This is a genomic window from Burkholderia sp. BCC0398 (assembly GCF_902833245.1).
GTDB classification, from domain to species: Bacteria; Pseudomonadota; Gammaproteobacteria; order Burkholderiales; family Burkholderiaceae; genus Burkholderia; species Burkholderia sola.
On record NZ_CADFEM010000010.1, the window covers coordinates 306,416 to 319,092 of the forward strand.

General features: G+C 61.3%; 7 protein-coding genes. 1 reads left to right on the plus strand and 6 read right to left on the minus strand.

Annotation, left to right across the window (positions count from 1 at the left end; translation table 11 throughout):
• Window positions 1–4: 4 nt before the first annotated feature.
• The 5 genes from HWX76_RS36940 to HWX76_RS36945 all read right to left on the minus strand — a co-directional run bounded on the left by HWX76_RS36940 (window position 5) and on the right by HWX76_RS36945 (window position 7,932).
• Window positions 5–604, minus strand: a complete 600-nt coding sequence (locus HWX76_RS36940; protein ID WP_204383877.1) for an RHS repeat-associated core domain-containing protein — start codon at window positions 602–604, stop codon at window positions 5–7.
• A 50-nt stretch (window positions 605–654) separates the two neighbouring features.
• Entirely contained in the window at window positions 655–1,185 is a 531-nt protein-coding gene (locus tag HWX76_RS23085) for a DUF1629 domain-containing protein (protein ID WP_235356268.1), read from the minus strand.
• A gap of 147 nt (window positions 1,186–1,332) precedes the next feature.
• On the minus strand, window positions 1,333–2,109 hold the full coding sequence (locus HWX76_RS23090; protein WP_176016379.1) for an SMI1/KNR4 family protein: 777 nt from the start codon (window positions 2,107–2,109) through the stop codon (window positions 1,333–1,335).
• 574 nt (window positions 2,110–2,683) lie between these two features.
• The gene (locus tag HWX76_RS23095) at window positions 2,684–3,277 is read right to left on the minus strand and encodes a DUF1963 domain-containing protein (RefSeq protein WP_176016380.1); all 594 of its coding nucleotides are present in this window, start codon (window positions 3,275–3,277) and stop codon (window positions 2,684–2,686) included.
• A gap of 11 nt (window positions 3,278–3,288) precedes the next feature.
• Entirely contained in the window at window positions 3,289–7,932 is a 4,644-nt protein-coding gene (locus HWX76_RS36945) for an RHS repeat-associated core domain-containing protein (RefSeq protein ID WP_176016381.1), read from the minus strand.
• Window positions 7,933–8,398: 466 nt separating this feature from the next.
• Here HWX76_RS36945 and HWX76_RS23105 point away from each other — a divergent pair, with 466 nt between their 5' ends.
• Window positions 8,399–10,861, plus strand: a complete 2,463-nt coding sequence (locus HWX76_RS23105; RefSeq protein WP_176016382.1) for a DUF3772 domain-containing protein — start codon at window positions 8,399–8,401, stop codon at window positions 10,859–10,861.
• Between the two features lie 139 nt (window positions 10,862–11,000).
• Here the strand turns inward: HWX76_RS23105 and HWX76_RS23110 are convergent, their stop codons facing one another.
• A complete protein-coding gene (locus tag HWX76_RS23110) occupies window positions 11,001–12,512 on the minus strand; it encodes an aldehyde dehydrogenase family protein (protein ID WP_050016288.1) in 1,512 nt (503 codons plus the stop codon).
• Window positions 12,513–12,677 lie beyond the last annotated feature (165 nt).

A 12,677-nucleotide genomic window follows, 5' to 3' on the forward strand; every position in this document is an offset into this window, starting at 1 on the left:
TTTTTCATAATCCCTTCCCAAATGTCGACGGATACTGAGCCTTGTTTTGAGCAATAACTTTCTGCAGCCCAGCACGAACTTTAGACGTATAACAATTTTGTCGCTGGTAAATTCGTCTAGCATCTCGAATATCCTGCGCCAACATATCCCTAGGCGCCATCGTTAGATCAGGGGTTGTCCCATAAGAACTAGTTTGACGATGACGTCCTCCGATCGGAGGCATTTCCATGTTAATAGACACACCGTCGCCGCGCGTATAACCTGGCACAGCAATTCCCTCCATATACGCATCAGATGGAATGTGATGCGGAGTGAGATTGTCACCCGTTGATCCGGCTCTCTTCAAATCCCTGTACTTTCCGACGTCTCCTTCGCCGGGAAGCAACGACGGGCAACAGCATCGTGTAAGCCCTGTGGGATCGGTCCACTGAACGGGGTTAGGCGCATATTGATACGCATTTAACCCGCCAACCAGACCAATCGGATCCCTGCTGACAAAGCGCCCAAGAACAGGATCATAGTACCGATACCGGTTATACCTCAGCCCCGTCTCCGCATCCTCCTGCTGCCCCTGGAACGAGAGGGGCGCCTTTCCGTGCTGCATCAGGTTGTGGCTCAGGTGGAACCGTCCGGGCACTGCCGGTCAGTTCGGCATCAACTGACCGGTGGGATACCAGTAGTGAATCTCACTCCTTTCTTCGTGGCACGCAAAACAGCATCGGCCAATTGATCGCCGACGACAATGTATGTCGGGGAGTCGTATTGCCGGCCAATGCCATTGGCTGGGAAATCGGGGCGCAAGACCATCTTTTTGAAACCGACCTTAGCGTCAGGAAATCCCGAGACTTTCACCATTATCGGCTCTGAAGCATCGTGATCAACCACGTCAACTTTCCTAGTCGGGTTGAGAAGAAAGTACGGGCCATCAATCGCCTCTCCGTTCGATCTAACGACAGCCGGGATGAACTGAACATCATCGTCATTCGCCAGTTCTTCAATCGCAACACGCACCGCTTCACTTACGAGCGGAATCAAGATGTCTGACCAGATGACGCCGTAGTCTCGAATCTTTGACAGCCCTTTCTTGGGAAGCTCGAATAATAAGGGATCGAGTCTTGCGAGGCGCTTTGCCTCCTGCAACTCGAAGCGATCCACCCCATTTTTTGCCTCGTCGTAGAGTGCCATCCGACTTTCCGGATAGTCCGCCTCCGTGGTCCAGATTTTCGTCATACTTCCCCGCTCAGGTCGGACACGCCCATGGTCGATGGTTCTGCCTTCAGTAGCCTTATCGGATCTTGACTGATCAACGACTTCAAGCAGGCGGCCTAGAGTTCATCTTTCGCCAAGCGTCAAGCCTTTGAGATTCACCAACAAATCGGTCAGTGAGTCGGCCGATCTCTCCAGAAATTTCGGGTTCATCACCCCCATTCCTACTTCAAATACCTCTCCGCTGGAATTGATCAAAATTGCTTGACCACCACCATCATCCCCGATCATGAAATATCCAGGGAGGCACTTCTGGACTTCATAATCGACATTCCGCTCCGGCAAAATTTCTATCTCATGCAGAGCCAAGCAGCCCATCGAATTTAGCCCGTTGGTGATTTGGAGAAGGTCAACGTACTCTTTAGGAAAAGACAACCCGACCTTCGCCTCCGCAACATGAATCTGACTAGTGGTCGCTGGAATTCTCAGTTCGAAATGTTGACTAAGATACGCTTTATTTAGCATTGAAAGCCCCCCCAAACAGTCTAAATACGTCAAATTTTTCCGTATCGCTCGTCTCACGACACTTTCTGGAACACCGGCCGCCCCCATCTGCCGGGCGGCCTCGTTAAACTCAGTTTGTACATCCGTATTGAAGCCGTTTTGATTTCGGAATGCCCGCTGCATACCGGAGATTTGGGCATGGATGGAGCCCGAAGTGCTCGACAGCAAAACCGCCGGCGCAGCTCGTGAACTATAGTCCCCGTTAGGAAACATCTGTTGCTTCGCCCATTCCTGCTGAATCGGATGATGTGACTGCACCACCCCCGTCGGCAACCGTATTCGTGTTACTTGGCGCGCGATTCGCTTTGCGGCTAAGGTTGCCGTGTTGATCTGCGTCATTCACGCGATAGCCGCCGGGGCCGGCGGCACGCCAAACCAAGCGGGTCAATCCAGGCGATCGGGTCCTCGACGACCGAGGCCAAGGAACCTAGTCGACTCACGTTGATCTGCCGCCTAAAAAACAAAGGCCGCTTACTCGGCCTCGCACTAAAAATCTCTCTAAATATTCAATCAAGACGTGGCAATAAATGCATCAGATTCGCTCGCCAGATGCCCAGCAACGACTGCCTCGACGGCCATCTCTTTCGCGAAGCTATCGATAATAATCAACTTTACCTTCTATATAATGGGTAAATACAGAAATCATCATTTTTGATATTTAGGCCAAACCATATTCCTGGAAGATTCATCAGCTGAACCAGCGGCTAGCCACTGATAGACATCGGCCAGCGGACATCGGTCGGAAGATAAGCTCTCCAACCGACATATACGTTGTCTTGGCCGCCGCTCTGGGGGGAACTAATTCCTGACACATCAGCCCCCCCTTCCGTCCCGACTGATCACAATGTGGATCAGATCCTTACAGACGAATCGACCACCACAATATCAAACTTCCCTGTAATGCGAGCCCGCTCTACGACGTCTGGATAATGAACACTCCCGCGTCTGGTCCCTCATGATCAAGATCACTTTTCAGAAGCAAGTAGCCGACCCCACCCACCAGAATGCTCTTGTGCGTGGGCGCGGCTTTGTTTAGACGTGAGTTGTTGAGTTGTAGGACATAAATCATCCCGTCTCTTTCTTCCTCATCCTGCACCCACGCGGGAATACCTGCGATTTTTGCAATGCCATTTTCTTCGCTGTCGTCAGCGGGGTTCTGCACGACGTCAATCCGCTTGGGCGGCAGAATAGGGCTTCCGTACCGGTCCACCGAAATATTGCTAGGACGATAGGCCAATGCGACCCCACCTTCGCTCATCGCGCTATCGATGTATCCGTCGTCTGTTAGCGAGTATGGGGAAAAGATGGACACCACCAAGTCGCTCTTCACACGGAGCCCAGACACATATTTGCAGAGAAACTCGGCAGGAAAGGTAGCCAGATGAAGCAACGGAGCACCGTTTGAATCAGCCGGCCAATTGAACGCTCCGGGCAAAAAGGGGCTCCCTCCGAAATAGGCCACGGATGGGGTTGGCTCCCCGTCAACAAAGATCAATTCATTGAACATCTACGATCCTCCTAATTACATGGACATGGGCACCGAGACAGGAAGCGTCCCGCTTGCCTTCGAAGTTCGCGCGCACGTGCCGCAGGAACACCTGCCTGGCGCAAGGCCCCTTGCCAAACATCCATCTGGCGCTTCGTAGGCAGCCCGTTCTCGCCGAATTGAAACTCATCTCGACCAACCCCCAGATGGAGGGCCGCTAACGCGTTCTCATTCTTGTGAACTTCCGTGTGCATCGGACGCGGAAGTGCAATCGACGGATTCGCTTTATTGCGTACCCCCTCAGGGGTAAGTCCCATCTGCTCCAAAGCCTCATTCCGAACAAACTCGTGTGCGTCCAGCTCGTCTCGAGCGTTTGCCTTTCCAGTCAAGCCTCCATAGCTGCCAAGTTGGCACTTTCTTGCCAGCCCGAGCGGATCAATCCACTGCCCCGGATTGGGTGCATATTGATAGGCATTTAACCCGCCAACCAGACCAATCGGATCCCTGCTGACAAAGCGCCCAAGAACAGGATCATAGTACCGATACCGGTTATACCTCAGCCCCGTCTCCGCATCCTCCTGCTGCCCCTGGAACCGAATCGGGTTCCTCGGCTCCACGCCCGCCGCCTTCGACACCCGCGCGATCACTTCCCGCGCCTCGCCCCAGGCCCGATACGACGCCTCCCACACCACCTCCCCGACCTCATCCGTCATCAACAACGGCGTACCAATCTGGTCACAGTGGTAATAGAACAAATGCGCGTCCGACTGTCTTTCCGGCACACGTTGCAGCGGATCCTTCTCCGGCACGTACGGCTCGCCCTCCTGCCACACCGGCGTATGGATCCCCGCGACTGGTTGCGCCGTCACATATTGGGCAAGCGGAACGAACGTTTCCGGCTCATACACGTACTGCGTCGCACCGGCTTCATTACTTTCGTACGCCAGCTGATCCCCATCCCAGCCGAAAACGGTCCGCACGCCATCCACGTCCTTGCCGATCCGGCGTCCGAAGGAATCGTAGAAATACCGCGCCTCATGCTGCCGCCCGGTCTCCTCGACACGCGCCACTCGCAACCGGTTGAATCCGTCCCACTCGTATTCCTGCCGCCCCACCGGCGATCGCTTGCCGATCAGGTTCCCGCGCGCGTCGTATTCGAAGTGGGTACCTGCATATTCCTTCAACAGATTCCCTAGCACGCGCGGCACTTCCGCAGGCAATGTGCTGTCCACGCTGTCCGGCACAACCGGACTCGCTTTCACGGCCCCCGGCGTACGAGCGTGCCGGGGACTACCGGGGTCAATGATGTTGCTTGCCGGGTCGAAGGCGAAAGTCTCGGTACCGAGCGGCCCGATCGCCGCGATGAGGCGGCCAACCGGGTCATAACGATAGTTGATCAACCCCTTGCGGCTGTCCTCGATATGCTCGAGCTGCCCCACGGCATCGTACCGATACCGGCGCTCGGCCAATGCGGCAGGCGCATTCGCTCGCCGAATGGCCTGCCGGGTGATTCGTCCGGCCGGATCGTACTGCGTCTGCTGCCCGACCTTGCTCGACAGCATCCGCCCGGTTTCTCGATGCAAATCGTCGCGCTCGAACTGGATTCGCTCCTCACCATCGAGCACGAGCCCGTGCACGTGACCCGACCCGTAGATCAACCAGTCCAGCACATGACCATCGGGGCGGACGGTCTTGATCCGCGTGCCGATTTCGTCGTATTCGTGATGCCACACATAGCTGCGCGATTCACCGAACAGCCGATAAGCATGATGTTCGCGCACCAGATTGCCGACCGAATCGAAAAACATCTGCGTCCGGCTGTGGCTGTTAAGCGCCTCGATGAGTCGCCCGCTGGCGTCGTATGCGAATCGCTCCTTGCTCGCACCCGAGGTCCGGCATACGATGCGGCCGGCCTGATCGAATTCGAGTTCGGTCACCTGCCCGCCCTCGTCGATCTTCACCGGCTGCAGCGTGCCCTCGCTGTATCCGTATGTGGTCCGCTTGCCGTCGAACCCGATCTCTTCCAGCAATCGCCCGGCCGGATCATAGTGAAATTGATAGGTCGCGCGATTCGCATCGGTCAACGCCGTCAAGCGACCGAGGCGATCGTAACGGTAGGCGAGCGTGTAGCCGAGCGCATCGACGCGGCCGGCCACACGCCCCGCGACGTCGTATGAAAAACGCGTCATGCGCTCGAGCGGATCGGTATGAGACAGCAGGCGGCCTTCGGCATCGTGCGTATATCGATAGGTGCCTGCCGGAGACGAGATCTCGCTGACCGCCCCATTCGGGCCGTACCGGTAAACCGTGGCATTGCCAGCCGCATCGATCGACTGCGCCAGTCGCCCGTCGGCATCGTAGCGCCACTTCGTCACCTTGCCCGAGCAGTCGGTGTACTGAAACAGTTGTGCCGCGTCATCGTAGACAAGTACCTTCGTACCGCCCTTCGCATCGACCATCTTGACCGGCATCCCGGCGGCGTTGTACGCATACTTCGTCTCGTGCCCGAGCGGGTCCTTCTGCGCGACCAGATTACCCGCGTCATCGTACGAGCGCTCCCACTCATATCCTTCGGGATCCTTGAGACGAACGAGTTGATCGCGGTCGTCGTAACCCATCTCGACCACAGCCCCGTCGACGCGGTAATGCTTCGTCATGTTCCCGCGTGCGTCGTAGTCCATCTCCTCGATGCCGCCGTCGCGATGAACATGCATGACCAGGTTGTTGTCCTGGTCGCGCCGCATCCACTCCTCGGTGCCATCCGGATACGCGATCCGGTACATGTATCCGCGGATGTTGTAGTAGTACCGCGTGACGTTGCCCAGTGCATCGGTGACATAGGTCAGGCGGATGTTCGGGTGCCACATGAGACGAACGTCGTGGCTGCCGTCGTCGGCATATTCGCGCACGCACCGAGCATTCGTGTTGTCGTCGCGCTCCGCCCCTTCCCACTCGAGGTTCATGCCGCGGCCGGTGCGATCGGTATAGCGCGTGATCAGATGACGGTCGTAAGCATACTGGCGCACGTTGCCGTAACGATCCGCCGCACGCACGAGATCGCCGTTCTCGTCGTACTGGTATTGGGCAAGCGTGGTGCGCGTGTTCGCGTCGACGATCTGCTCGATCGTCGTGACACGCCCGCGGCTGTCGTGACGAAACGCGAGCGTATGGCCGGCCGAACTGACGAGCCGCGCCAGACGATTCGCGTCATCGTAATCGAGCGCGATCGTATTGCCCGCGCGATCCTTCTGCAACGCGAGGCGGAACGAATCGCCGCGCTTCTCGTATACGTGCAGTAGATCGTGACCGTACGCGACAGTCGTCCACGTGTCGTCGAGCCGGCTCAGAGTCACACCTTCCACGCGGTCGTCGTGAACCGCACCTGCCGCGAGCGCCGGATATTCGATGTTGCGGCCGGTTGAATCGCTGTAGATCCATTTGCCGTCCCGAACATCGATGCGCGTCATGTACGGCGAGAGCCAGCGCGCGCCCAGTTCGCCGGCATCGTATCCGGCCAGCCGGGACCGATAGACGCGTATCCAGACGACGGGCATCGCACCCGGCAATTCGAAATCGGCATGGGAAAACGTCTCGTCGCCGAACGCGTAGCTGATCGAACCGCCCGACGCACCGACCCCGCACTCTTCGCAGTGGTCGACACCCGAGCCCTTCGCTCTCGTCTCCTTCTTCGTCGCGGCAAGGGGCACCTGCGGCCGCTGGGCCGTCGCTTCCGTCGTGCCCTGCGATTTGATGGATGCGGCCCGCATCGCGTCGCGCTTGTGCCGCAACGCGTTGACGAGCTTCAGCAGCAGCCACATCAGCTTGCCTTCGTCGCTGCCCTTCAGCTCGTTGATCTTGCCGACCACCACCGGAGCAAGCGTGCGCAAGGACACGGCAATCTGGCGAATCGGTGCGACGTATTCCTCCGAAATAAGCCCGGTCGCCGTGCTGGTCGCGGCGTTGGCGCCGCGCTTGACGAGCGCCGTCCTGGACTCGGCCAGATATCCCCACGCCCCCGTTACCAGATCCTTGCTGAACCATCCGCTCTTCTTCATCTGTTGACGATACTCGGCGGCCCGCCGCTCGTTCTCCGCAGGATCGAACAGTTGCCCCGCCAACACTGCATCGATGCCGTCCGCGAGACTCGTCAGGATCTCCCGGGCTTTCGCCGCGCAGTGGTCGATCACGTCGTTGAGCACGGCCTGCAGCTTCGTCAGGAAATCCTCGATCTCGGTCGCGCATGACGCCTGGACATGCGTGACGACGATCAATATGAGCGCGGCGCCGATATCGCGCTTGTGAATCAGGATTTCATTGCGAATCAGCGCCAGCAGCGGCCGCGCCGTGAGACGCATGGGCGCCAGCACCGGCGGAAACGGAATCACGCCGATCAGGTTGATCGCGAGTCCGAGATAGTCGAGCAGTTCTCCGCCGCGCTTGCGGATGATCGAGACGATGTCGGTGAGCGCATCGGCCAGCGCCATCAGGTTGTTGAGCACCGGAATCATGCTCGCGACCGTTTTCAGTCGATCGACGTCCACGTAGCCATGCGTCACGCTGATCAGCCACGCGTTGAAGCCTTCGCCGGATGCGACGACGTCGTCCGGATGAACATCGGTCAACCACGGGGTGGCCTGCTCATACTCCGCGCCCGGAGGGAGTTTTTGATCTGCCATGCTCTCAGGATTCTTCTGGTTGTTCGGCTTTCGACGTGCGGCGACGGCCTCGCCTTCTCGTGTCCCGGGTGACCGGCCAACGGCTCGCGGCATTGTACCGACGATTGGGCGACGGGAAAATGAAAGGTCCGGTTTCCCGGCAGCCGCCCAATCCTTCGCACCCCATTTATCGCGGCTCGCCGTCGCACCGACTTTATGTAAATTTCGTAACCGTCTGTCGTGGCGACAACGGCCGCCCGACGCTGAAAACGGCGGCCTTCCGGGGGATGGCTCGATCGACACGGCCCCGATGCGACGGGATGAACAGGACTTCCGCCGGTCCGTCGCCCATGCCCGCGTCGCAGACACCGCGGAAGCAGATTCGAAAGTCGTTCATCTCCGCGCCCCGGTAACATGCTACCGGGCCAACTACCGGCTTCCGGCTGCCTTTCGGCAACCGGCATTGTCGGCAAATCGTAAGCATTCCATGTCTATACAACGACTATCCACGTATGCCCGCCGGATCGCGCTGATCGCGCTGCTGCAGTTCGCGGCGATCGCGACCGCGTCGGCGTTTCCGGCGGCCGCTTCCGCTCCCGTCGCGAGCGGCGTCGGCGCAACCGTGCCGGCCATCTCGCTGCCCGACGCCGTCGCGCAGCTCAAGCAGATGCAGGCCGAGCTGGACCGCATCAAGCAGCAGACGTCGACCGCGTCCAACAGCAAGGAGCTGGACGGGCTCGACGACTCGGCGCAAGAGCTGAGCGCCGATGTCGCGAAACTGCAGAGCGATCTCACGCCGCAACGCGCGCAGGTTCAGGCGCAACTCGACGTGCTCGGCCCGCCGCCGGCCGAGGGGGCCGCGCCGGAAACGCCCGCCGTCGCGAAGCAGCGGGCCGCGCTGGACGCACGCAAGACGCAGATCGATGCGGCGCTGAAGCAGGCCGCCGACCAGAAGACGAGCCTCACGAACCTCACCGAGCAGTTCGCGAAGCTGCACCGCAGCCTGCTGAAGAACCAGCTCGCGTTCCGTTCGGGCAGCATCTTCAGCGCGCAGTTCTGGCTGCCGCTGTTCCACCTGTCGCCGGACGACCGTCAGCGGCTCGACGATTTCAACGGCGAACTGTTCGACATGCTGCGCTCGTCGTGGGTGCCCGGACAACGGGTGCTCACCACGCTGCTGCTGATCGCCGCGTTCGCCGCATGGCTCGGCGGCCGCCGGCTCATCGAGCGCGGGCTCGCGTGGATCGCGCTGAACCGCCTGCCGCCCACCCGCCTGCGCCGCAGTGCGCTGGCGCTGTCGACCGCGCTGTCGACCTTCCTGGCGACGGCCGTCGCGATTCAGATCCTCTACCTCGCCGTCGCGCGCCACTACGAACTCACGCCGTCGCTGACCGATCTGTGGGACCAGTTCGCGAAACTCGCCGCGACCTGCGCATTGATCGCCGGGCTCGGCCGCGCACTGCTCTGCACGAAACATCCGTCGTGGCGCCTGCCCGCGCTCGCCGATCCCGTCGCACTCGCGATGAAGCCGTTCCCCGCCGTCCTGGCCGGGCTGCTGCTGGTGTCGGGCACGCTCGAATCGATCAACCGGATCGTCGACACCAGCCTGTCGGTCACGCTGTTCGGGCGCGGCATCGTATCGCTCGTCGTCGCGCTGACGGTCGGCGCGTCGCTGTTGCGGGCGAACCGCGCGCGCAGCGCCCTCGCGGCGGCAGGCGAGGCGCCCGAGCAGCGCTCGACGCTTGCCGGGCTAATCCATGCCGGCGTCACGCTCGCGATCGTCGCGTCGTTGATCGCACTCCTGATCGGTTACATCACGGTCGCGCGCTTCATCACGTACGAGCTCGTGTGGTTCGAGATCGTGCTGTGTGCGACCTACATCCTGATCCAGCTGACGCGCGACGCGAGCGAAAGCCTGTTCTCGTCGAGCCTGTCGACGGGCCAGCAGATCAAGCATCTGTTCGCGCTCGAAGATCGCCACCTCGACCAGGCGCGCACGGTCCTGTCCGGCTTCGGCACGAGCCTGCTGATGCTGATCGCGGCGATCGCGCTGCTGACGGGCGGCTTCGGCACGACGCCGGGCGACCTGCTCGACAGCGCGGTCGCGATGATCGGCAGCCAGCGGCTGCAGAGCCTGAACATCATGCCCGACCGGATCTTCAACGCCGTGATCGGCTTCGCGATCGGCTTCTACCTGCTGCGCTCGCTGCGCCGCTGGCTCGACGGCGAGTTCATGCCCGCGCTCGGCATGGATACGGGCATGCGCGTGTCGCTGATCACGCTGTTCACCAACGTCGGTTACGTGCTGCTCGTGCTGATGACGCTCGGGCTGCTCGGCGTCCGGTGGAGCAATCTCGCGTGGATCGTCAGCGCGTTGTCGGTGGGTATCGGTTTCGGCCTGCAGGAAATCGTGAAGAACTTCGTGTCGGGGCTGATCCTGCTGACCGAGCGCCCGGTGAAGGTGGGCGACATGGTCAGCATCGCGGGCGTCGAAGGCGACATCCGCCGCATCAACGTGCGCGCGACCGAGATTCAGCTCAGCGACCGCTCGACCGTGATCGTGCCGAATTCGCAGCTGATCTCGCAGAACGTGCGCAACGTGACGATGGGCAACAGCACGCAGGGCGTCGCGACGCTGGTGCTGACGTTCCCGCTGAACACCGATCCCGAGCAGGTGCGCGACCTGCTGCTCGATGCGTATCGCGAGCATCCGGCGATTCTCGACAAACCGGCGCCGTCGGTGACGTTCAGCCAGCTCGCGCCGGACGGGATCACGCTGAGCGTGACGGGTTACGTGTCGAGCCCGCGGATCGCGAGTTCGACGAAGAGCGACCTGCTGTTCGAGATCCTCAAGCAGTTGCGCGCGGCGGCGATCACGCTGTCGAGCCCGCAGATGCTGGTCGTGCAGAACATGCCGACGAACGATGGTCCGACGCCGCACGAATCGTAAGCAAGCCATCGAGCGGGTACGCTCGCGATCGATCGGCGTGCCGCACGCCTCGCAATAAACAACAAGGGCCGGTTACCGCTTTCGCGACAACCGGCCCTGTTCATTCGACCGTCGATGCGCCCTGGCCGGGCGCCCGCCCTCACACGTCGAACTTCACCCCCTGCGCCAGCGGCAGTTGCCGGCTGTAATTGATCGTATTCGTCGCCCGGCGCATATACGCCTTCCACGCGTCCGAACCCGACTCACGCCCGCCGCCCGTTTCCTTCTCGCCGCCGAACGCGCCGCCGATTTCCGCGCCGCTCGTGCCGATGTTCACGTTGACGATCCCGCAATCGCTACCGGCCGCCGACATGAACTGCTCGGCCTCGCGCATGTCGTTCGTGAAGATCGCCGACGACAGGCCTTGCGGCACCGCGTTGTGCACGTCGATCGCGTCTTCGAAGTCGTCATAGACCATCACGTACAGAATCGGTGCGAACGTCTCACGCTCGACCACCGCGGATTGCTTCGGCATCCGCACGATCGCCGGACGCACGTAGTACGCATCCGCATGACCGACGTCGACGCGCTCGCCGCCCTTCACTTCGCCGCCCTGCTCGCGTGCATCGGCCAGCGCTTTCTGCATCGCGTCGAACGACGCACGATCGACGAGCGGGCCGACCAGCGTACCTTCCTCGAGCGGGTTGCCGACCTTCACCGACGCATAAGCCTTCTCGATGCGCGGCAGCAGTTGCTCGACGAGGCTGCGATGCACGATCAGGCGGCGCAGCGTCGTGCAGCGCTGGCCGGCCGTGCCGACCGCCGCGAACGTGACCGCGCGCACGACGAGGTCGAGATCCGCGCTCGGCGCGACGATCATCCCGTTGTTGCCGCCGAGTTCGAGGATGCCGCGCGCCAGGCGCTGGCTCAGCACCTTCGCGACTTCCTGGCCCATCCGCACGCTGCCCGTCGCGCTGACGACCGGCACCTTCTTCGACGCCGTCAGCACCTCGCCGACATCGCGCATGCCGAGCACCAGCTGGCTCAGCTCAGCCGGCGCGACGCCCGGATGCGTCTTCTCGAACTCACGGAGCGCCTTCTGGAGCAGCACGTGACACGCGATCGCGGTAAGCGGCGTCTTCTCGGACGGCTTCCACACGACCGAATCGCCGCACACGAACGCGAGCGCCGCATTCCAGGCCCACACCGCGACCGGGAAATTGAACGCCGAAATCACGCCGCACACGCCGATCGGGTGCCACGTTTCCATCATCCGGTGGCCCGGGCGCTCGGACGCGATCGTGAGGCCGTAAAGCTGGCGCGACAGACCGACCGCGAAATCGCAGATGTCGATCATTTCCTGCACTTCGCCGAGCCCTTCCGACGTGATCTTGCCTGCTTCGAGCGTGACGAGGCGGCCCAGCTCGGCCTTGTGCTCGCGCAGCACGTTGCCGAACACGCGCACGAGTTCGCCGCGCACCGGCGCCGGCACCGTGCGCCACTTGAGGAACGCGTCGTGCGCGGCGTCGATCTTGCGCTCGGCGTCGGCGGGCGTGTCGACGGCCAGCGTCGCGAGCGTCGCGCCGTCGAGCGGCGAACGCGCGGTCAGCGCGTTGCCTTTCCACTGGGCGAGATCGATGTCGAGCGCGGCAAGAATGTCGTTGAATTGCATCACTTCCTCTTCAGGGACAGATTGATCGGTGCGGCGGCAGCGCCGCCCGCGTGATTCGATTGGAGCGCGTTCGAGCGCCTCGTGCAAGCGGATGCGCCGCGCGGCGGGCCCGGTGCGCCATCCGGCGCATCGCGCGGCGCCGCCGCCGGCAAGCCCGGCCGGACG

Bases quoted from the DNA above. Each gene is read 5' to 3' on its own strand.
- HWX76_RS36940 (WP_204383877.1), bottom strand. From the start codon at position 604: ATGCAGCACGGAAAGGCGCCCCTCTCGTTCCAGGGGCAGCAGGAGGAT.
- HWX76_RS23085 (WP_235356268.1), bottom strand. From the start codon at position 1,185: ATGGCACTCTACGACGAGGCAAAAAATGGGGTGGATCGCTTCGAGTTG.
- HWX76_RS23090 (WP_176016379.1), bottom strand. From the start codon at position 2,109: ATGACGCAGATCAACACGGCAACCTTAGCCGCAAAGCGAATCGCGCGC.
- HWX76_RS23095 (WP_176016380.1), bottom strand. From the start codon at position 3,277: ATGTTCAATGAATTGATCTTTGTTGACGGGGAGCCAACCCCATCCGTG.
- HWX76_RS36945 (WP_176016381.1), bottom strand. From the start codon at position 7,932: ATGGCAGATCAAAAACTCCCTCCGGGCGCGGAGTATGAGCAGGCCACC.
- HWX76_RS23105 (WP_176016382.1), top strand. From the start codon at position 8,399: ATGTCTATACAACGACTATCCACGTATGCCCGCCGGATCGCGCTGATC.
- HWX76_RS23110 (WP_050016288.1), bottom strand. From the start codon at position 12,512: ATGCAATTCAACGACATTCTTGCCGCGCTCGACATCGATCTCGCCCAG.